At 58.9% G+C, this 19863-nt stretch carries 19 protein-coding genes; 4 read left to right on the plus strand and 15 right to left on the minus strand.

What is annotated here, in order from left to right; genetic code table 11:
* Window positions 1-183 precede the first annotated feature (183 nt).
* Window positions 184-873 (plus strand): response regulator transcription factor, encoded by a 690-nt coding sequence (locus tag RDL77_RS05675; protein WP_223614707.1) that lies wholly within the window; start codon window positions 184-186, stop codon window positions 871-873.
* On the plus strand, window positions 873-2165 hold the full coding sequence (locus RDL77_RS05680) for an ATP-binding protein (protein WP_288192106.1): 1293 nt from the start codon (window positions 873-875) through the stop codon (window positions 2163-2165). Before RDL77_RS05675 ends, RDL77_RS05680 begins: the two co-directional genes overlap by 1 nt.
* 71 nt (window positions 2166-2236) lie before the next feature.
* Here the strand turns inward: RDL77_RS05680 and RDL77_RS05685 are convergent, their stop codons facing one another.
* From RDL77_RS05685 to RDL77_RS05755, 15 genes are all read right to left on the minus strand, one after another.
* On the minus strand, window positions 2237-4387 hold the full coding sequence (locus RDL77_RS05685) for a carboxy terminal-processing peptidase (protein WP_223614705.1): 2151 nt from the start codon (window positions 4385-4387) through the stop codon (window positions 2237-2239).
* Window positions 4388-4582: 195 nt separating this feature from the next.
* Window positions 4583-5482, minus strand: coding sequence for a ribokinase (locus tag RDL77_RS05690; RefSeq protein WP_288192107.1), 900 nt, complete (start codon window positions 5480-5482; stop codon window positions 4583-4585).
* Between the two features lie 18 nt (window positions 5483-5500).
* Window positions 5501-6148 (minus strand): TenA family protein, encoded by a 648-nt coding sequence (locus RDL77_RS05695; RefSeq protein ID WP_223614703.1) that lies wholly within the window; start codon window positions 6146-6148, stop codon window positions 5501-5503.
* A gap of 4 nt (window positions 6149-6152) precedes the next feature.
* A complete protein-coding gene (locus RDL77_RS05700) occupies window positions 6153-6995 on the minus strand; it encodes a BtpA/SgcQ family protein (protein ID WP_223614702.1) in 843 nt (280 codons plus the stop codon).
* 50 nt (window positions 6996-7045) lie between these two features.
* Window positions 7046-7810, minus strand: coding sequence for a glutamine amidotransferase (locus RDL77_RS05705; RefSeq protein WP_288192108.1), 765 nt, complete (start codon window positions 7808-7810; stop codon window positions 7046-7048).
* Window positions 7811-7852: 42 nt separating this feature from the next.
* Window positions 7853-8875, minus strand: coding sequence for a phosphotriesterase (locus tag RDL77_RS05710; RefSeq protein ID WP_288192174.1), 1023 nt, complete (start codon window positions 8873-8875; stop codon window positions 7853-7855).
* Between the two features lie 50 nt (window positions 8876-8925).
* A complete protein-coding gene (locus RDL77_RS05715; protein WP_223614700.1) occupies window positions 8926-9930 on the minus strand; it encodes an ABC transporter permease in 1005 nt (334 codons plus the stop codon).
* The gene (locus RDL77_RS05720; protein WP_223614699.1) at window positions 9927-10742 is read right to left on the minus strand and encodes an ATP-binding cassette domain-containing protein; all 816 of its coding nucleotides are present in this window, start codon (window positions 10740-10742) and stop codon (window positions 9927-9929) included. Before RDL77_RS05720 ends, RDL77_RS05715 begins: the two co-directional genes overlap by 4 nt.
* Window positions 10739-11692, minus strand: a complete 954-nt coding sequence (locus tag RDL77_RS05725; protein ID WP_288192109.1) for a substrate-binding domain-containing protein — start codon at window positions 11690-11692, stop codon at window positions 10739-10741. The genes RDL77_RS05720 and RDL77_RS05725 overlap by 4 nt, the downstream gene beginning before the upstream one ends.
* 39 nt (window positions 11693-11731) lie before the next feature.
* On the minus strand, window positions 11732-12754 hold the full coding sequence (locus tag RDL77_RS05730; RefSeq protein WP_288192110.1) for a LacI family DNA-binding transcriptional regulator: 1023 nt from the start codon (window positions 12752-12754) through the stop codon (window positions 11732-11734).
* Between the two features lie 185 nt (window positions 12755-12939).
* A complete protein-coding gene (locus RDL77_RS05735; RefSeq protein ID WP_288192111.1) occupies window positions 12940-13437 on the minus strand; it encodes a GAF domain-containing protein in 498 nt (165 codons plus the stop codon).
* A 179-nt stretch (window positions 13438-13616) separates the two neighbouring features.
* Window positions 13617-14789 carry an ABC transporter permease gene (locus tag RDL77_RS05740; protein ID WP_288192112.1) on the minus strand — a complete coding sequence of 391 codons (1173 nt, stop codon included), beginning with the start codon at window positions 14787-14789 and terminating at the stop codon, window positions 13617-13619.
* 194 nt (window positions 14790-14983) lie between these two features.
* Window positions 14984-16003 (minus strand): ABC transporter substrate-binding protein, encoded by a 1020-nt coding sequence (locus RDL77_RS05745; RefSeq protein WP_288192113.1) that lies wholly within the window; start codon window positions 16001-16003, stop codon window positions 14984-14986.
* Between the two features lie 43 nt (window positions 16004-16046).
* Window positions 16047-16913: an ABC transporter permease gene (locus RDL77_RS05750; protein WP_223614693.1), complete on the minus strand. Its 867-nt coding sequence runs from the start codon at window positions 16911-16913 to the stop codon at window positions 16047-16049.
* 14 nt (window positions 16914-16927) lie between these two features.
* Window positions 16928-17704, minus strand: coding sequence for an ABC transporter ATP-binding protein (locus RDL77_RS05755; RefSeq protein ID WP_288192114.1), 777 nt, complete (start codon window positions 17702-17704; stop codon window positions 16928-16930).
* 115 nt (window positions 17705-17819) lie between these two features.
* Here RDL77_RS05755 and RDL77_RS05760 point away from each other — a divergent pair, with 115 nt between their 5' ends.
* Both RDL77_RS05760 and RDL77_RS05765 read left to right on the plus strand, forming a co-directional pair.
* Window positions 17820-18485, plus strand: coding sequence for a response regulator transcription factor (locus tag RDL77_RS05760; RefSeq protein ID WP_288192115.1), 666 nt, complete (start codon window positions 17820-17822; stop codon window positions 18483-18485).
* Entirely contained in the window at window positions 18472-19863 is a 1392-nt protein-coding gene (locus RDL77_RS05765; protein ID WP_288192116.1) for a sensor histidine kinase, read from the plus strand. The genes RDL77_RS05760 and RDL77_RS05765 overlap by 14 nt, the downstream gene beginning before the upstream one ends.

Below are 19863 nucleotides of genomic sequence, written 5' to 3' on the forward strand. Positions count from 1 at the left end.
GGGTGGCGGAGCAGGGATGTGAGCACGATTCAGGCCTTCTTACAAAAACGCTCTCCCCACCAGGCCTCTATAAATGGTTCGGTGTGAAGTAGCGTTAAGTTTGTGTAAAGTTATGTAAAATCGGCCCCGGGGCGCAGCTTGACCGGCTATAGGAAAGTTTGATTTCAGAGTGCGAGGCGGACCATGACCAAAGTCTTGCTGGTTGACGACGACATAGAACTGACCAGTCTCCTTTCGGAATATCTGAGGGAAGAAGGGCTGGATGCGAGCGCTGTTCATGACGGGAAGCGCGGCATCGAGGAGGGTGTCTCCGGGTCCTATGATCTGGTGGTCCTGGATATCATGATGCCCCACCTCAACGGCATCGAGGTGATGCAGCGGATACGGCGATTCAGCGATATTCCAATCCTGATGCTGAGCGCGCGCGGCGACAACATCGACCGGATCACCGGACTTAACCTTGGCGCAGACGACTATTTGGCAAAGCCCTGTTCGCCGAGTGAGCTTGTTGCCCGGATTCGCGCCATTCTTCGCCGGACCGGACGGCACAGGCAGGAGCAGGAGGAACACCTGCTGCAATCCGGCGCCCTGAAACTGTTCCCGCGCTCGCGCACCGCGGAGTGGCAAGGCCACCAGCTGGAATTGACCGGAACGGAGTTCAATCTGCTTGAGGTGCTGGTGCGAAGCGCCGGCCAGATGGTCTCGAAACAGGACCTGTCCAAGGGCGCATTCGGACGTCCGCTGACCGCCTTCGACCGCCGGATTGACGTGCACATCAGCAGTATCCGGCAAAAGCTTGGCAAGGCTGCCGACGGGCAGTCATGGATTCGCTCAATACGCGGCATGGGCTATCAGCTCGTCGAGGGGCAGTAATGGGCCGCGTCTTCTGGCGATTTTTCTGGACGCTCGCCCTCACCATAGCCGGGGTCATCCTTGTCGTGGTGGCAATCAGCACGATATTCGGACTGTCACCGCCCAAGGGCGCCGCGCAAGACCTCATCGAGACGGCGATCCTGGATTCGGCCGCCACGGTATTGAAAGACTCGGGCACCGGCGCCGTGGCCAGGTTCGCCGCAGCGGCCTCATCCTTCAACCGGCCCGTTGATCTCATTGTCGCCAATGCGGAACCGGCCGACTGCCAATCCGGCCCCGCAGTCACAGCGATGTCGCGATTGGTCCAGACGCCCGAAGGCTGCATCAGCATCACGGCCAAACGGATGAGCTATTCCATTGTCGCAAAAATACTCGGCTTCTGGCCGATTATCTTTGCGGGCATCATTACCAGCCTTGCTTCAGCGCTTTGGCTGGCCAGATATCTGCTCTGGCCGCTGGAGACGCTTCAATCCGGTTTGCGTTCGCTGGCAAAGGGCGATTTTCATGTCCGCATCGGCAAGACATTCGGCCATCGCAAGGATGAGATAACCGCCGTGGGGCATGATTTTGACATCGCTGCCGCCAAGCTTGACGATTTTCACCTCAGCCAGCAGCGGCTGTTCCACGATGTTTCCCACGAGTTGCGCTCCCCCTTGTCACGGCTGCAAGCGGCAGCCGGAATTCTCAAACAGAATCCCGCACGCCTGCCGGACCTGCTTCTGCGCATCAACCGCGAGATCGACCGGCTTGACGGGCTCGTCGAAGAAATACTGACGCTCGCGCAACTTGAGTCAGGCGAGCCGTACCAGTTCGACAAGCAGCCCGTTGATCTCGTGGAGCTGGTCAACGCCATCGTGGAGGACGGCGCGTTTGAAGGGCAAGCACACGGGGTTGTTCTCGAGGTCATCGGCGTCGATACCGCCGTGTCCCATGTCAATGGCGAATTGATTTACCGTGCCATCGAAAACGTCATTCGCAACGCCATCAAATACAGCGAACCGGGCGGCAAGGTCGTGATACGCACCGCCATCCTCGCCGGCGGGAAAGCGCTGCAGATCCGGGTGGAGGACACGGGGCCCGGCCTTCCCGACTCTCAGATGGAAGCAATCTTCAGGCCGTTTGTGCGGGCCGAAAGCACGGGCGATGCGCGCGCGGGGGTCGGCCTCGGCCTGGCCATCACCCGGCAGGCCATCGAGCTGCATGGCGGATCGGTCAGAGCCCACAAGGCGCAACCGAGAGGTCTCATCGTCGAGATTGTCGTGCCGCTCACATCGGACCGGCCGCAGAGGTAACCGGTTCGGCAAAATGCTCCACCCGGGTTAACCGGGTAGAGCATATTATCCGGTCAAAGCCGGCGCAGCCTCTATTTGCCGTTGGTATTGGCCGGCTGCTGTACTGCAAGTTTCGGAATTCCCGCCAGCAAATCCGCTTCATCACCGAGAATGTGCGCTGCTTCGTCGAGCAATACATCCTTGGCGCTCTTGCGGGCTTTCTCGATGGCGATGTCCGCGCTCAGGCTGCGCTCATTGGCCTGCAGGCCATCATCCTGGGTCGACGCGTCGGCTGAATCGTCGTCGTCGCCGGCGCCTGCCCCGTCATTCACCTTCTCGCGCGACTTGATGCGGCTGGCCTGCGCCGCCATCTCATTGCGGCGTTCGGTTTCATTGAGCGAGACAACCCGCTTTTCCCGCTGCGCTTTCAGGTCGGCCATATCTTCCACGAAGCGCTGGAAGTCCGGGTCCTTTTGCACCCGCGCATCGTGGAGGCTCTGCAGTTGCGGCAGCAATGCCTTCACATCGCCGATTGGCGTGTATTCCGCCGGTTTGACCTGCGCCCACGGCAAAGCATTGTCGTAGCTCGATTCGCCGAAACTCTTGGGATCGGAGAAGCCGGGCAGGGTGATATCCGGCGTCACGCCGCGCAACTGGGTCGTGCCGCCGTTTACCCGGAAGAACTGTGCAACCGTCATCTTCAGCTCGCCGAATTTCGGCTTGCTGTTGCGGGCGATCTGATCGAGGTTGACGACGGTCTGCACCGTGCCTTTGCCGAAACTGGGCTCACCGACGATGACGCCCCGGCCATAATCCTGTATCGCCGCCGCAAAAATCTCGGATGCGGATGCGGAACCGCGATTGATCAGGACCGCAAGCGGGCCGGTCCAGGCAGGCGCGGGAAGATTGTCCTTCTCCACATTGACCTCGCCGCCGGCGTTGCGCTCCTGCACGATCGGCCCCTTGCCGACGAACAGGCCGGTCAAATCAATGGCCTCGGCCAGCGAACCGCCGCCATTGTTGCGCAGATCGATGAGAACGTTATCGATCTTGTCCTTCTTCAGTTCGGCCAGAAGCCTGGCCACGTCGCGGCTTGCACTCCGATAGTTCTTGTCGCCCTTGCGGCGTGCTTCAAAATCCTCGTAGAAAGCCGGCAGCGTGATGACGCCTATCTTGCGCGTGGCATCACCATCCTTGATCGACAGGATGGTCTTCTTGGCGGCCTGCTTGTCGAGGCTGATCTTGTCACGCACGAGGCTGATCACCCGGTGCTTGCCGTCTGGACCGGCATCGGCGGGCAGGATATCCAGCCTGACAACGGAATCTTTCGCGCCGCGGATCATCTTGACGACTTCGTCGAGGCGCGTACCGACCACTTCCTTTATCGGACCACGTTCGCCCTGGCCCACGCCGGTGATGCGATCGCCGACAGCCAGCTTGCCGGACAGCTGTGCAGGACCGCCGGCCATCAGCTCGCGAATGGTCGTATAGTCTTCCCGCTCCTGCAGGACCGCGCCGATGCCAACCAGCGAAAGCTTCATCGAGATATCGAATTCGGCGGATGCCGTCGCTCCGAAATAATCCGTATGCGGTTCGATCGACGTGGTGTAGGCATCCATGAAAATCTGGAACACGTCGTCGCTCTTGTACTTGTAAGCGCGTTCCAGCGAGTTCTGATACCGCTTGTCGAGCGTGTCGCGGATGGCAGCGTCGGTCTTGCCTGCAAGCTTCAGGCGGAGCCAGTCATTCTTGACCCGCTTGCGCCAAAGCTCGTCGCTCTCCGCTTCGGATTTCGGCCAGGGCTCCTTGTCCCGGACAAAGGGATAATCTTCCTTCACACTGAAATCGAAATTCTGCTTGAGCAGCGAGCGGGCATAGGTGAGGCGTTCGACAACGCGCTGCTCATAGATGTTGAAGATGGAAAAAGGGATGCGCAGATCTTCCTGGTTGATCGCATCATCGATCTTCGTGCTGTCGGCCATGAACTTGTCGATATCGGCCTGAACGAAGAGGAACCTGTCGGGATCGAGTGCCTTGAGAAAGCGGTCCATGATCTTGGCGGACAGGGCATCGTCAAGCGCAACGGGCTTGTAGTGATAGCGCGACAGAAACTCAGCGCTCAAGCGGGCCGCTTGCGCCTGCTGCTGCAGCGGCGCCAATACCGGCGGTGAACCTGCATCCAGTGCGTAAGCCGGAGGGGCAAACGCCAGAAACACACTGAGCAAACCATATTGTATACGCATTAAAGCTTCGATCCGATTTCGACGTTTCAGTTTCGCTGTTTAATGTTGGTGGAACAATTATGGTTTTTTGGCAACCAGACAGCAGATTATTCGTGCCGTCATCCCGATAAATTCTGTTTCAGCCCGCAGGTGCAGCAAAATTATCTGCCGCAAAAGCGGCGCTGACAATTCACAACGGCTTGAGGCCGCCGATTCTCAGGACGATGCCAGCAAGGCTTCCAGTTCCGACGCTGTCGGAAAGGCCGAATGGGTTCCGCGTCTCGATACGGTTATGGCAGCGCCCCGCACCGCATGCTCGATTGCCAGCCTGTCCAGGCGGCAATGGCGCCGGGCCGACGATGCGAGGGCCACGGACATGAACGTATCTCCGGCCCCGGTCGTATCAACCACGACGGAGGGTTGCGCCGGCACTGCGATGATCTCCTGTCCATTCGCAAGAATGGCGCCTTCGCGCCCCAGTGTCAGAACGACATCCCCGACGCCGCGTTCCAGGAGATGGTTCGCGGCAGCTTTTCCACTGGCTCCAGTCAATGCCAAGGCTTCACCCTGGTTGAGAAACACAATGTCCACCAGCGCCCAGAGATCCGAGAAATAGGGGCGCAATGGCGACGGGTTGAACGCAGTCACCATCTGAAGACCCTTGGCCTGCTCAAGGATTTCACGTGTTGCCTGATGCGACAGGTTCCCCTGCAGGATCGCCAGATCACCCGGTTCAGCGGCGTGGAGCTTCACAGCAACATCGGCTGAACTCAGGTTCTGCGCGGCGTCCGTTGTCGTCACGATCGCATTTTCACCGTCGGGCAGCCGGAAGATGATGGAGGTATCGCTCGACTTTCCATCCAGCTCGACCAGTTCTGTCACGAGCGGCTCATTCTGCAAGCGCTGGCGGATCGCTGCCGCACGTGCATCATTTCCAACCGGCGCGACCAGTGTCGTGGGCAGCCCGCACCGGGCCATGACGACAGCCTGGTTCGTTCCCTTGCCGCCCAGATCGTGCGCTCCAACCTCGCCGAGAATGGAGGCCCCGGAGGTTGGCAGGGCGTCCACGATAATCGTTTCATCGATGGTGACATTGCCGATTACATAGGCGCGCATCGGGAGGCCTTTGGAAAGTTAGAGGTATGGCGCGTCATGAAAATCGATTTCGAGCTGCATGGCATGGCCGAAAATACTGCTGAGCCGGACACACGTCTGCTCGGAAAGACTCGGCCCCGCCAGATCAAGCTGATGCTTAAGCCACAATGCCTGTTCGGCAAACCCCTGGCTCACATGCAGATCAACCCACTCCTTGAGGAGCGGATCACTGATGCGATGCATCGAGGCCTCCTTTGACCACGTCCAGTACATCCATTCCGCCGCAAACATGGCGGCCACGATGTCGAGAAACCCGCCTTCGGCAGCAATGCAGAGCATCCCCGACCGGAAGGCCTCAACCGCTGGAATCGTAACGTCGAATGCGGCCGGATCGATTGCGCGGCGCGCGAAGGTGCGCTCGAAATAAACGATCTGCTCATTGGCAAGCGCGTCGAGCACGGCGATGAGCCAGCGCTTCTGCTCGATGGTTTGCGCCGTTGCCGCCGCATAGGCGAAGATGGAAATCGCTGTGTCGACAAAAGCACCTTCATAGACGAGATAGCGGTCGAAGGCGTCCCTGCTCAGCGTGTCGTGCTTTATGTCCCTGACAAAACGATGGTCCAGCATCGTTTGCAGAACAGTCGCATTTTCTCGCAGGATACGGTCGGAAAGGCTTTCGTTTTCCATCCTCTCAGTGCTCCAGCCCCGGTTCTGCAGCGGCGCGGAATGCCTTGACCCGCTCGATGTCCACCGGGTTCCACCACACCCCGCCCTGCTTCAACGAGGATGCAACGATGACACCGTTGGTCCGCTTGAGTATTTCGACGATGTTGTCGCGATTGACACCCGATCCAACCAGAAGCGGCAGATGCGTTGCCGAGCCGATTTCCTCGATCTCTTCAATTGTTGCGGCATTGCCCGTACGCTGCCCCGTGGCGATGACACCGTCGGCGTCAAAGAAAGCGAGATCGCGGGTCAGTTCTTCGATCGTCCGGTCCGCAACGATGGCGTGGCTGCCGTGCTTCACATGGCTGTCGGCAAAGACCTTGATGTGCTCGGCGCGCAGCATCGACCGATAGCGCATTGCCTCGGCCGCCCTGCCTTCCATGAAGCCTTCATTCGCGACATAGGCATTGGCCCACTGATTGACGCGAATGAACTTGGCACCGCCGGCCATGGCAATGGCGAAAGCCGGAATGGGCGCATTGGCTAGCACATTGATCCCGAGCGGGATGCCGATGGCCCGGGCAATGCGATCCGTGACAACGGACATGAACCCGGTTGTTTCGGGCCCGATATCGTCCGGCTTGCAAAAGGGGATATCGCCATGGTTTTCGATGACCAGACCATGCAATCCCCCTTCCACGCAGGCCTCCGCGTCCCGCATGCAGGCATCGTAAATCGTATCCATATCCGCCCCCCTGTAGCGGGGTGCCCCGGGGAAGGCCGGGCAATGGATCATTCCAATGAGCACCTTGTTGGTGCCGAATATCTCCTGCACCGCGTTGGAGCTACGATCCGATATTTCCTGCATGTCGTTCCCTTTCATAGTTTTTTGAGATAGCGGCTCGCGCGTCGAGAAAATCAGCGCGTCAGCCAGGCCAGAATGTTCTTCCAGAGCTTGCCGTAGCCTTCCCATTCGCAGAAGGCCGGGGACAGCCAATGCGGCCCGATATCGGAAGTCCAGACCGCCGTGTTGCCCTTGCCATGGCGCCCGAGAACCAGCAGCGGATGGCCGCCCTGATCGTCCGGCAGCGTCGCAACCACTTCGACATCCGCTCCGTCGCGCACTTCGACCTCATTGACCCCGAGAAGCACCGGCCATTCGCCGCCGAGACCAGCCACGACAGGATGGTCCGGCATGACGATCTTCGCCGTCGTACCCTCGGGAATTTCAACGCGGTCATCATAGGGAAGGCAGGTCACCGGAAGCACGTCTTCCACAGGGGTCCGCCGCCAGCGCGCCTTGCCATCGATACCCTGGAACGAGAAGTACCCGCCCACCATCAGCAGCGCGCCGCCCTTTTCCACCCAGGCCTTGATCAGCTTCAGCCGGTTTGGAACGGTGCGCGAATGCAGCCAAACATCAGGCGGCAGCAGCAGCGAGTTCGCGCCGATATCCGACAGGATGATGACGTCATAGGCATCCAGCCCTGCCATGTCATAGGGGAATTTTTCGACCGCTTCATGCGCGGGCATGTAGGTCAGCTCGAATGCACTGCCCGCGAGCGCCTTGACCAGCGGCTCTGCACCCAGATGAAACGTTACACTGCCGAACTGATCGAAACCTTTGTAGTGCGTGGCCGAACTGACCCAGCTTTCGCCAACGAGAAGGACTTTCTTTGTCATGGGATCACCAAACTTTCGTGAATATCAAAATAGGGGTTAGCTTCAGGCTCCAGCCTGAAAAACAGAGCGCGGATTGGCCCGCATCATCTGATCAAGAGCCGTTTCATCGAGGCCGTGCCGCTTGAGGCGCGGCAGGAAATGGCGCAGCACATAGGCGTAGCCATTGCCGCCATAGCGGGTCAGCATCATCTTCAGAAACACGTCATGCGACAGCAGAACCCGGTCGAGATAACCGGCCTCGGCCAGGCGCACGATGGCGCGGGCGGCTTCTTCGTCGCTCGGGCACTGCACCTGCTGATCCGCATAGAAGAAATCCATGCCGATCATGTCGTATTCAATGAATGCACCGCGGGCGGCGAGTTCACTCTGATAGCTGAAATCATCGTGGGAAGGGTTCATGTGGCAAAGAACCGTGTGCCTTATGTCGGCACCCTCCTGCGCCACGACGTCGAGCACGCGGTGGCCGAGCCGGAACCAGCCCGGCAAGTGCACCATGAGGGGAAGGCCCGTCCGCACCTGTGCCTGAGCTGCACCGCGCAACGACTTCTCCTCCTCCGCGGTGAAATCCGACGAGACGCCGATTTCACCGATAAGCCCGATTTTGACGTCGGTGCCATCGACACCTTCCACCGCTTCCCGCACGATCTCGTTGGCGATATCGCCCACGGTCATGGCCGCGACTTCGGCTGGGTGGGAGGAACCGAGATAATAGCCGGCCCCCATCACCACATTGAGACCCGCGGCTTTGGCGATGCGCCGGAGAGCCAGCGGATTGCGGCCAATGCCCCGGCATGTCGGCTCCACCACGGTCTTGCCGCCGGCATTGGCAAAGGCGCGCAGTTCTGAAATCGCCAGCGGTTCGTCATCAAGCGTAATGTTGTGCTTGTTGACGAAGGGGTCCTGCTTGAGTTCGCCCAATATTTCCATGCAGACGAAACCACCGGCAAGGTACTGCCGCTCCGGCGTTTTCGGCGCATGCCACCAGCAGCGGCAATCGTTGAGGATGTGCTCATGCATCAACGTGATGCCGAGCGCCTCCGCTGCAATGGGGCCATTGACCGTCATCACCTTGCCGGAGCGGATATGTGCTTCTGACAGATCGCTGTTCACAGGACTCACCTCTTCTTGCCGCTGCCGAAGCGGAAGTTTGCCGTGAATATCCGTGTGTTCAGCCAGATGGCGATCAGGATGATCGCACCGGTGACGATCTGGGTGAAGAATGGCGAGATGTGCATCAGGATCAGCCCGTTGCCGATCACCGCGATGGTCAGCGTGCCGAGAACCGTTCCGAGGATGGTGCCCCGGCCCCCCATGAGGGATGTGCCGCCGAGAACCACGGCCGCGATCACCTGGAGTTCGAAGCCGACCGCTGCATTGGACGATCCGGACCCCAAGCGCGCTGCGATCAGCAACCCGGCCACGGCGCAGGCCACGCCGGAAATGAGATAGACCGAAGCGATGATCCATTTGGCCGGCATGCCGACCCGGCGCGCGGCTTCCGCATTGGAACCGACCGCCACGACCTGACGGCCATATTTGGTCGATGTTATCGCCACATAGCCCAGAACGGCAACGACGGCGGCGATGATGGCCGGAACAGGGACCCCGCCAATGACGCCGCGACCCAGCGCAAAGAAACCCGGCGCATCCTGAATGGGGATCGAATAGCCCTGCGTCAGATAGAGTGCAAAGCCCCGCAGGATGGAAAGACCGGCAAGCGTAACGATGAACGCCGGAATCCCCTGGTAGGCGATGAACCAGCCCTGGACGAAACCAAGGCCGCCGCCGAGCACGATCATTGCAACCACGACCAATGGCCAGGGATATCCCATCGCCATGACGACAGCCGCAACCGCATTGATAAGGGCGACTTGCGAGCCCACCGACAAATCGATGCCGCCGGTGATGATGACGAAGGTCATGGTGATTGCAACGATCAGCAGCGGAGCCGCCTGCCGCACGATATTGAGAATATTGCCAAGGGTCAGGAACGTATCGCTGCCGATCGAGAAAAACACCATGCAGGCGACAAAAAACACGGCGATCGACAGAACCTGCGCGTGCTCGCCGAAAAAATCGGCAAGGCGCGATCCGTGACCGCGTTCGGTATAGACGGTCATTGCTTTGCTCCTTCGCCAACGATCAGTTTGACCAGATCCTCGAGATTGGTGCCGCCGATCTGGCGTTCTGCGACCTTCGTGCCCTCGTACATCACCGCAATGCGGTCGCAGACGCGGAAAAGGTCCTGAAGACGGTGCGTGATGAGGATGACCGAAACGCCATTGGCCTTCACGCGATTGATCAGGGCAAGCACCGCTTCGACTTCGGCCACGGCGAGTGCCGATGTCGGCTCGTCCATGATCAGGACGTTCGGTTTGAACGACGCTGCCCGGGCAATCGCGATGGCTTGCCGCTGGCCGCCGGAGAGGTGGGCAACCTTGCTGGTCAGTTTGGGAATACGGATTTCCAGCGCATCCAGCATTTTGCGCGCTTCGGCCAGCATTGCCTTGCTGTCAAGGAACATGCCCTTGCTGAGCTCGCGCCCGAGAAAGAGATTGCCGACCACATCGATCTCATCGCAAAGGCTCAGATCCTGGAAGACCATTTCGATATGTCTGTTGCGCGCATCGCCCGGGCCGGTGAGATGAATGTCCTCGCCCTCGATGGACATGGTGCCGCCGTCCGGAATGTAGGTACCGGAAATGATCTTTGTCAGCGTCGACTTGCCCGCGGCATTGTCACCGACAAGCCCAAGGCATTCACCGGGATAAATGTCGAGATCAACACCACGCAATGCCTGGTGCGAGCCGAATGATTTGCGTATGCCGCGCAAGGAAATACGCGGGGCGGCATGTGCGTCGCCGGCAGATCCGGAGGGAATACCCCCTCCGGAACCGATGGCAGCAGATCTTTGCTGACCTTCCTGAATCATTTGAAGACGGCCCTGTATGGGTCAACATTCGCCTTGGTGACGATGGTGACGGGAACAGCGATGTTCTTCTCGACGGTCTGGCCGGCCGCAACCTTCTGCAACGCATTCACGGCGGCGGCACCCATTGCCGACGGGTCCTGCTGGATAACCGCGGCAACAAATCCGGCATCGATGCCGGCAATGGCTTCAGCTGTCAGATCCCAGCCGAACACCTTGATGGTGCCCTGCTTGCCCTGGCTCTGCACGGCGGCGATGGCGCCCATCAGGGCGGGCTCGCCGGTTGCATAGATGGCTGTCAGGTCCGGGTTGCCGGTAATCAGGTTCTCGGCTGCCGCAAGCGCATTGTCCTGCACATTCTGGCCGTCGACGACGCCGGCAATTGCAACACCGTCAACACCCTTGATCGTCTTTTCAAAGCCTTCCTGCCGGACATTCTGGATATAGGAGTTCAGCGCACCGACAACACCGATCTTGGCCTTGCCGCCCATATTGGCTTTGACGTAGTCAAGGAAGAACTTGCCCATGTCGGCACCGGCCTTGGCATTGTCGACGCCGATCTGGGCTTTCTGCGGGCCTTCGGGAAGGATCGCGTCGATGGCGACAACGGGGATACCCGCGTCGGCGGCCTGCTTGACGGCAGGCATCAGGCCGTTGACGTCGATGGCGACGACCGCAAGACCCGATACCTTTTCCTGAATATAGGTCTCCACGGCACTGTTCTGCGCCGTCGGTTCATTGTTGGAATTGAAGATAACCAGCTTGACGCCGGCGGCGTCGGCTGCCTTCTGCGCGCCCTGGTTCATCTGGTTGAAGAAAAGCGCCTGCTGGTTGATCTGCACCAGCGCGATCGTCTTCTTTTCCTGTGCGATCGCAGTCGACGAGGCGGCGCAGCTCAATGCCGTGAAGCCAGCCAATGCAATCAATGTTCTCCTGCTCAAATTCAAAGTCATGTTCTCATCCTCTGTTGGTTTTCTTACCGTTACGTCTTGTTATTTCGCCGGCGGGGCAACGGAGTTCCGCACGACGATTTCGACTGGCAGCAGTTCTTCCGAAGCGGAAGGTTTCCACTCCTGCCAGTTTGTTTCCAGAAGCAGTTCGAGCGCCCGGCGCCCGAGTTGCCGGACCGGCTGACGAATGACGGTCAGCGGCGGTGCAAAGAGATGCAGCGGCCCGACATCATCGAAACCGATGATCGAAACATCGTCGGGAACCGACACATTCCGGTCCTTGAAGACTTCGATCAGGCCGATGGCAATTTCATCGGAGCTGGCAAAGATGGCCGTTGCCGCGTGCTGCTCTTCCAGATAGCGGACGGCAGCTTTGCGCCCATAATCGATGGTGTATTCACCGGCGTAACGATCAACCATCGCCGTATCGCCATGCTGTTCGCGCAGCGCGCGCATCAGGCCATCGAAACGGCGGCGCGCGCTGATCATGCGCTCGTCGCCGCCGATGAACAGAACATGGCTGTGTCCCTGTTGCGCCAGGTGAAGACCGGCGAGATAACCGCCATGATCATTGTCGCAGAACAGTTTCGGCGCTTTCGAACCCGGAACGTCTTCGTCGACGATGATGACCTTGCCCGAACGGTTGATAAGGCCGGCAAGCGCACCGTCGTCCGGGTGGTTGGTGATGAAGATCAGCCCGTCGACATGATTGCGTTCGATCAGTTGCAGGTATTCGATTTCGCGCCCTGCCCGGTTGAGCGTCGCATGCAGCGAGACCGCCAGCTTGCGCTCGTCGGCTGCCTGCTCGACAGCGGCGACCAGGGTTGAAAAGAACGGGTTGGCAATTTCAGGAACAACCAGACCGATGGTGTCCGAACGTCCCATGCTCAAACGCCGCGCATGCGGATTGGGTATGTAGTTCAGCGATTTGATTGCATCTTCGATGCGCTTCTTGGTGTGATACGGCAGATCAAGACTGCCATTGACCAGGCGCGATACTGTCGTAACCGACACGCCAGCTGCGGCGGCAACATCTTTCAGACTGGGCGTCGTCTTCTTGATCACAAGCGCTTTCCCCATTGTAAAGCGGTTTAGTAAATCGCTTTACAAGACAAACGCACTTCATGGTTCTTGTCAACTGGGATTCAGAATTGACAGAATAATCCTGTGAGATTCTCTGTTGGAGCCGATCCGAAAATCAGAAAATATGGAATTTTAACAAGGTGTTGGGCAGCGCGAAAATTTATCGCTCAATCGTCCCAATTGCATGCGGCAACATAGATTGCGGCGAGTTTTTCCATGCCGAACTGATCGATGCTGTCAAACCGGCCGGGTATCGGACTGTCCAGATCGAGAACACCCAGAATGCGTCCCTCATGGAAAAGCGGCACGACAAGCTCCGAACGGGATGCGGCATCACAGGCGATATGTCCGGGAAAGGCGTCGACATCCTCGACGAGAATCGAGGTTCCCTGCGCAACAGCCGTTCCGCAGACGCCATTGCCAACGGCGATACGCACGCAGGCCGGCTTGCCCTGAAAGGGGCCGACAACGAGTTCGTCTTCGGAATAAAGGAAATAGAAGCCTGCCCAATTGAGATCGGGCACCATCTGGAAGATCAGCGCCGAGGTGTTGGCGGCATTGGCGATGGCATCGTTTTCATCAGCGAGAAGGCCGTTCAACTGAGCGCAGAGTTCGCGATAAAACTCGGTCTTGTCAGTGTGATTCATCGTCTTTGCCGCAAACATCGGACGCCTATCCTTTTCATGCCTATCGTCGTGGCCGCCATCAGCCGCCTCTCCTGCGATAACGGCTATCGCGACAGAGATACAGCGCGAAACTCACCTCTGCAACCGCACCGCTTCCGAGGCGGCTGTGAAGCCTGCGCTTCCATGGCGAGCCAGGCACAAAGATGAACGGGCGGGTATCAGAAATTGATCGACGCGTAGAAGATGGCAAACACACCATCGAGGACGATGACGATGAAGATCGACTTGACCACCGATGCCGTCACGCGCAGACCCAGTGACTCCGCACTTCCGCCAACCTTCATCCCTTCAACCGCGGCGATGGTACCGATGATCATCGCCATGAAGGGAGCCTTGATCAGGCCCGCCAGGAAATACTGGACCGTGATCGCATCGCGCAGATTGGCGATATAGATGCCGGGCGATACGTCCGAATAAAGCCATAGCGCGACGGCCCCGCCCGCAAGCCCGGCAAAATCCGCAATAATCGTCAGAAGCGGCAGCGAAATGCTCAGTGCGACCAGACGGGGAAACACCAGAACGCTGATCGGATTGAGACCGATGACGTGCAGGGCATCGACTTCCTCGCGCATCTTCATCGACCCGAGTTCTGCCGTGATGGCGCTCCCTGAGCGCCCCGCGATCATGATCGCGGTCAACAGGACGCCGGTCTCGCGCAGCACCAGCACGCCGACGAGATTCACCGCATAGGTCTCGGCACCATAGGTGCTGAGCATATAGGCGCCCTGCTGCGCCACGATGGCACCCATAATGAATGAAATCAGCACCACCACCGGGATTGCCCCGACGCCCAGCCGATCAATCTGGTGAAAGAACGCCGGATACCGGATAGGGCTTCCCTTGCCGCCGCGCATCTGGGAACCGGTGACGACAGCACCCAGCACATGCATGGATTTAATAAAATCATCGCCGAAATTGACCACTGTCCGGCCAATTGTATCGAGAAACTGAATTCCAAGATTCGGCTTGTGCAGCGGCGGGTTTGCATCCGCCGGAGCAGATGCGGTTTTTCCAACAGCGTCAAAAAGCGTTTCCCAATGCTGCTTCAGCCCGCGTATCTCGACCTGTTTTCCCGCAGCTTCCAGGGCAACGCGCATGCGGTCGACCAGCCACGCCCCCCCCGTATCCAAAGCGGCGACGCCGGACCGATCGCTGACAGCATTGGGAAAATCCTTCCTATTCTCGATCTTGCGCATTTGCGCATTCACACGCCCGACATAGCGGGTAATCCAGGAGCCTGCCAGGACAACCATTGCCTGATCATTTTCGGTGTTGAAGCTGACGTTGAGCGGCTGGCCGGACATGCCGTGTTCGTGTGTCGCATCAACCATAGCCGAAATACTTTCGCTTTTTGCAGTCGCTGCTTTATCCCCCGGCTGGTCGATTCTGGCAAGCAAAACTCAAAACAAACGCCCTGCGGGTCATCACGCGCCCTCGACCACCGGCAGCATGAGCCGGCTGCTATCGATGATAACAACCGGCTCATGCTCGTCATGTGAGAATACCCGGGAATGGCAGCCTTCCCTTAACTCCCGCTGCGTGCGTGAAGTTGCGGGATAAACAGGTCCGTCCAGCTTGCGGGCTTGACCTTGATCGTACCGGCCAGATGCATGAACTCGGCAAACTGCATGACACCGTTCGGCGTCGTCGAGAACTGCGAATCCTTGTCGTTGAGCATTTCAAGAACTTCCTCGACCGACACTTTCACCTTTGAACTCTTGGCGAAAATCTCAGCGGCAGCTTGCTTGTTGCCGGCGATGAAAGCGTTTGCCTCATCCAGAGCCGCCAGGAAAGCTTCCGTGGTTTTCGGATTGGCGTCGACGAACTTCTTCGGCGCAAAGGTCACGTCCAGCGTGATATTGCCGATGACATCGACAGAATTGACAACCCGATGCACCTTCGGGTCTTTCAACTCCAGATAGGAAAACGGTGGCGAAGTGAAGTGGGCGGTGATCTCGGTCTGGCCGCTTGTCACCGCTGCCAGGGCTTCCGGATGCGGCAGGCTGACCGTCAACGGGTCGAGCTTCGCATAGTTCTCGCGTCCAAATTCGTGCGCCGCCATCATCTGCAGGACGACCGCCGACAGCGACGTCTTGATCCCCGGCAGGGCAATTTTATCCTTGGGTGTCAGATCCTTCAGCGTCTTGATCTCGGGATTGTTCGAATTCAGCCACAGCGATGTGGCGCTGAGACCGCTGATGCCGACAACTTCGACATTCGGAATGCCCTTGGCCTTGGCCCAGAGGGTGACAAAGCCCGGCGCCCCGGTTCCGGCAAAATCGAGCGAACCGGCCATCATCGCATCATTGATGACATTGCCGCCATCGAGCATCAGCCATGTCACCTTGACATCGCCCAGACCGGCTTTGGCAGCCTGCTTTTCCATCAGCTTCTGGTTTTCCATAACGATCAGCGGCAGATAGAGAATGCCGTATCCCTTGGAAATCCGCACTTCGCTGACTTCGGCGCGGGCGGCACCCGTTGCACCCGCCAATCCAAGGCCGATGCCGAGCACGGCGGCACAGAGCTGTTTCATCATTTTCATTGTAGTCCTCCCTTTATACATACCGGTTCCCGGCGGTTCAAACTCAGGCCTGCATTCCCCAGCGGCGAATGGTTTTCTTTTCAATCGTGGCGAAGATCAGGTTCTCGACGGCAAGGCCGATCAAAATAACCGTGAACAAGCCTGCAAAGACGTTGGCGGTTTCCAGCTGGTTGCGGTTCTCGAAGATGAACCAGCCGAGGCCGCCGGAGCCGGACGATACGCCAAACACCAGTTCAGCGGCGATCAGCGTGCGCCATGCGAAGGCCCAGCCGACTTTCAACCCCGTCAGAATGGATGGAAAGGCGGCGGGTATCAGGATATGGCGGACCAGCTTGAGGCCGCGCAGGCCGTAATTCAGGCCGACCATCCGCATCGTGTTGGAAACTGACCGGAAACCGGCATGGGTATTCAAGGCGATGGCCCACAGTACCGAGTGCACCAGCACGAAGATCACGCTTCCCTGCCCCAAACCAAACCAGATCAGCGCCAACGGCAGCAATGCAATGGCCGGGAGCGGATTGAACATGGAGGTCAGTGTTTCCAGCAGGTCGGCACCAATGCGCGACCCGATGGCGAGCGTGGTCAGGAGCGAGGCCAGCACAATGCCGATGCCATAGCCGATGAGCAGCGTTTTGATGGATGCCAGCGCTCTTGCCGGAATGGTTCCGTCGGCAATATTGGAACTGAAAGCCGCGAAGGTCTGGGAAAAGCTGGGAAACAGCAATGGATTGCCCAGCCAGCGCCCGTAAATCTCCCAGGCGGCAGCAAGAACGAACAGGATAAAGGCTTTTCGCACCGCACCGATGCGATAGATGCGTTCAAAGGCAGAGAGCGTCTTCTCGACCTGCAGGAAATCCTTCTTGCCGTCGCCGCGTACAATCTCCGGACGTGTGTAGAGAACTTCAGTCATCGAATCTTCCAATCTCAACTGGCGAACAACATGTCGTTGATGCGGGTTTCGAGTGCCGCCTGCGCACCGGTTCCAAGCTCGCTGGGCGGTATGCTGTTCAGCTCGGCCTTCACCTGCCCCGGATGGGGTGAAAGGAGCAGAATGCGGGTGCCGATGCGGATGGCCTCCTCGATGGAGTGGGTCACGAACAGGACGGTGAAATGCGTATCGTCCCAGAGTTGCAGCAATTCATCCTGCATCTTGCGGCGCGTCAGCGCGTCGAGCGCTGCGAAGGGCTCATCCATCAGAAGCACATCGGGCTCCATGGCCATGCCGCGCGCGATGGCCACACGCTGCTTCATGCCGCCGGACAGCATATGGGGATAGCTGTCGATGAATTTCGTCAGGCCAACCTTGTCGATGTAGCTGCGGGCGCGTTCACGTGCCTCTGCCGGCTTTGCCCGCCCGCTGGCGGTGAGGGCGAAGACGACATTTTCACCGACCGTCTTCCACGGCAGAAGCTGGTCGAATTCCTGAAAGACCATCATCCGGTCAGGGCCGGGTTCGGTGACTTCCCTGCCCTTGAGCGTGATCTGGCCTTCGGTCGGCGTGAGATAGCCGCCGATGGCCTTGAGCAAGGTCGACTTGCCGCAGCCTGACGGCCCGAGAAGAACAAAGCGGTCGGATTGAAAAACCTGAAAATCGACGCGATGCGTGGCGGTCACCAGCGCATCTTCCGTCTTGTATTGCAGTGTGACGCCCTCGACGCTCAATAATGCGCCGCGAGCATCAAAGGACTGATGCAAAGTCATACTTCCTCCCAATGCGTCGTCTCTTTTGCGCAACGCCGTAACGTTGACAAAACTCCCACCTCGACTGTACTTGCGGTAACTGACACATACCTGACTCACGTTTCGGGGGCACGATTTGCGCATTCTTGTCGTGGAAGACATGCCCGATATCGCCAAGGCGATTGCCCAGCGCTTTGAAAAAATCGGCCATGCCGTTGATTGCGAAACCGATGGCCGGACCGCCAGCGAAGTGCTGCGGGTGCAGGATTATGATCTCATCATCCTCGACATGATGCTGCCCGGCGCCGATGGTTTCGAGATTCTCAAAGGGCTGCGCGGCCGCAAGGACAAGACACCCGTTCTGGTCCTGACCGCACGATCGGCGGTCGATGACCGCGTCGACGTCCTTGATCTTGGTGCTGACGATTATCTGACCAAGCCGTTCGATTTTCGCGAGCTGGAAGCACGCGCCCGCGCACTGCTGCGCCGGAGTGCCGGCATGTCCGACAATGCCCTGCGCTTCGGGGACCTCGTCATCGACCGGGCCGGGCGCACGGCCAGCGTTGCCGATACCGCTCTTGATCTGACCCGGCGTGAATTGATTGTCCTCGAGATTCTGGCGGCACGGCCCAGGCGCTTCGTCTCCAAGGAGGAACTGGTGGAGCAGCTTTTCAACTTCGACCAGGAGCCGAGCGCCAATGCCGTCGAGCAATATGTGACGCGGCTGCGGCGCAAGCTGGCGGATACTTCAATCGAAATTCGCACCTCGCGCGGGCTGGGCTATCAACTTGCAAGCAAATGATATCCGCTACTCCCTGCACATCCGGATCATCGTCTTCATTGCGCTCATTCTCGGTGTCGGTGCGGTCGTCCTTGCTCTTGCCGCCTGGCAATATGCCGGCATTGCCGCGCGTGATGCCTATGACAAGCTTTTGATCGGCGGGACAATACAGGTTGCGGAAAACGTCTACATGCAGGGTGGGGTTGTAACCCTCGACCCGCCAGCGGCCGCATTTGCGACACTGTCAGCCTATGATCTGGTCTTTTACCGGGTGACCGATCCGCGCGGCGTCGTTGTCGCCGGGTATGGCGATCTCGCGCCGAAAATTTCGTCGGAAAACATCCGCAAGGGCGTGGTCCTTGCCGACGACAACTATCAGGGGCAGCCGGTCCGCGTTGCGGCGATCGGCAAGCAGATTGATACCGGCTCCGGCAGTGGCTGGGTGGAAATCGTCGTGGCACAAACCTTGCGGGCGCGGGAGTCCCTCGCCTGGGATCTTGCCGGCAAGGCTGTCGGCATGATCGCGATCATGAGCCTTCTTGCCCTGATCGCCGGCGCCATTTCCGTGCGTATTGCTTTGAAGCCGCTGACGCGTATCGAACGGGAAATCGCAGCGCGCAAGCCCGACGATCTGCGCGCCATACGCGTTACGCCGCCCTATGAAATCCGGGCATTGGTCAGCGTCCTTGATGACTTCATGCGCCGGCTTGCCGATCGCATAGCGCTGATGCAGCGCTTTATCGCCGATGCCGCCCATCAGATGCGCACGCCTTTGGCGGAACTCAATGCACAGGTGGAAATCCTGTCGAACGATGCCGACCCGAAACTGCAGGATCAGATTCAGAAACTCGGTGCAAAGGTGAACGCGCTCGGCAATCTCACCGGCCAGCTTCTCGACCACGCCATGGTCATTCATCGTGCCGGCACCGTTGGTTTCACAACGATCGATCTGAATGCATTGACGAAAACCACGCTGGCTCAGGCCGTCCCGCTGTCACTGGAACGGGAAGTGACAATTGCCTTCTTACCCTGCCCGGCAGAGCTTCATATCCAGGGCGATATGATCAGCATCCGCGAGGCGCTGACCAATCTGATCCAGAATGCCCTGATCCATGGCGCATCAACGCGCCTCTCTGTGGAGCTCGGCCGCGATGAAAGCAAGGCATGGATCAACGTGATTGACGACGGTCCCGGCATTTCGAGCACAGAACAGGCACGGCTGCTTGAACCCTTCGAGGTCGGGTCCGGCCCCGCACCCGGGTCCGGCCTGGGGCTGGCGATTGCGGCGGAGGTTGCCAAGGCGCATGGTGGGGAACTCACCTTCCCCGCCGTCGAAAACGGTTTCTGCGTGCAACTGGCGTTGCCTGGACAGCGTTTGTTAGGCAGTGTCACCTCATGA

This window comes from uncultured Phyllobacterium sp. (assembly GCF_902479695.1).
Classification (GTDB): Bacteria; Pseudomonadota; Alphaproteobacteria; order Rhizobiales; family Rhizobiaceae; genus Phyllobacterium; species Phyllobacterium calauticae.

Bases quoted from the DNA above. Each gene is read 5' to 3' on its own strand.
- RDL77_RS05675 (WP_223614707.1), top strand. From the start codon at position 184: ATGACCAAAGTCTTGCTGGTTGACGACGACATAGAACTGACCAGTCTC.
- RDL77_RS05680 (WP_288192106.1), top strand. From the start codon at position 873: ATGGGCCGCGTCTTCTGGCGATTTTTCTGGACGCTCGCCCTCACCATA.
- RDL77_RS05685 (WP_223614705.1), bottom strand. From the start codon at position 4,387: ATGCGTATACAATATGGTTTGCTCAGTGTGTTTCTGGCGTTTGCCCCT.
- RDL77_RS05690 (WP_288192107.1), bottom strand. From the start codon at position 5,482: ATGCGCGCCTATGTAATCGGCAATGTCACCATCGATGAAACGATTATC.
- RDL77_RS05695 (WP_223614703.1), bottom strand. From the start codon at position 6,148: ATGGAAAACGAAAGCCTTTCCGACCGTATCCTGCGAGAAAATGCGACT.
- RDL77_RS05700 (WP_223614702.1), bottom strand. From the start codon at position 6,995: ATGCAGGAAATATCGGATCGTAGCTCCAACGCGGTGCAGGAGATATTC.
- RDL77_RS05705 (WP_288192108.1), bottom strand. From the start codon at position 7,810: ATGACAAAGAAAGTCCTTCTCGTTGGCGAAAGCTGGGTCAGTTCGGCC.
- RDL77_RS05710 (WP_288192174.1), bottom strand. From the start codon at position 8,875: ATGACGGTCAATGGCCCCATTGCAGCGGAGGCGCTCGGCATCACGTTG.
- RDL77_RS05715 (WP_223614700.1), bottom strand. From the start codon at position 9,930: ATGACCGTCTATACCGAACGCGGTCACGGATCGCGCCTTGCCGATTTT.
- RDL77_RS05720 (WP_223614699.1), bottom strand. From the start codon at position 10,742: ATGATTCAGGAAGGTCAGCAAAGATCTGCTGCCATCGGTTCCGGAGGG.
- RDL77_RS05725 (WP_288192109.1), bottom strand. From the start codon at position 11,692: ATGACTTTGAATTTGAGCAGGAGAACATTGATTGCATTGGCTGGCTTC.
- RDL77_RS05735 (WP_288192111.1), bottom strand. From the start codon at position 13,437: ATGTTTGCGGCAAAGACGATGAATCACACTGACAAGACCGAGTTTTAT.
- RDL77_RS05740 (WP_288192112.1), bottom strand. From the start codon at position 14,789: ATGGTTGATGCGACACACGAACACGGCATGTCCGGCCAGCCGCTCAAC.
- RDL77_RS05745 (WP_288192113.1), bottom strand. From the start codon at position 16,003: ATGAAAATGATGAAACAGCTCTGTGCCGCCGTGCTCGGCATCGGCCTT.
- RDL77_RS05750 (WP_223614693.1), bottom strand. From the start codon at position 16,913: ATGACTGAAGTTCTCTACACACGTCCGGAGATTGTACGCGGCGACGGC.
- RDL77_RS05755 (WP_288192114.1), bottom strand. From the start codon at position 17,704: ATGACTTTGCATCAGTCCTTTGATGCTCGCGGCGCATTATTGAGCGTC.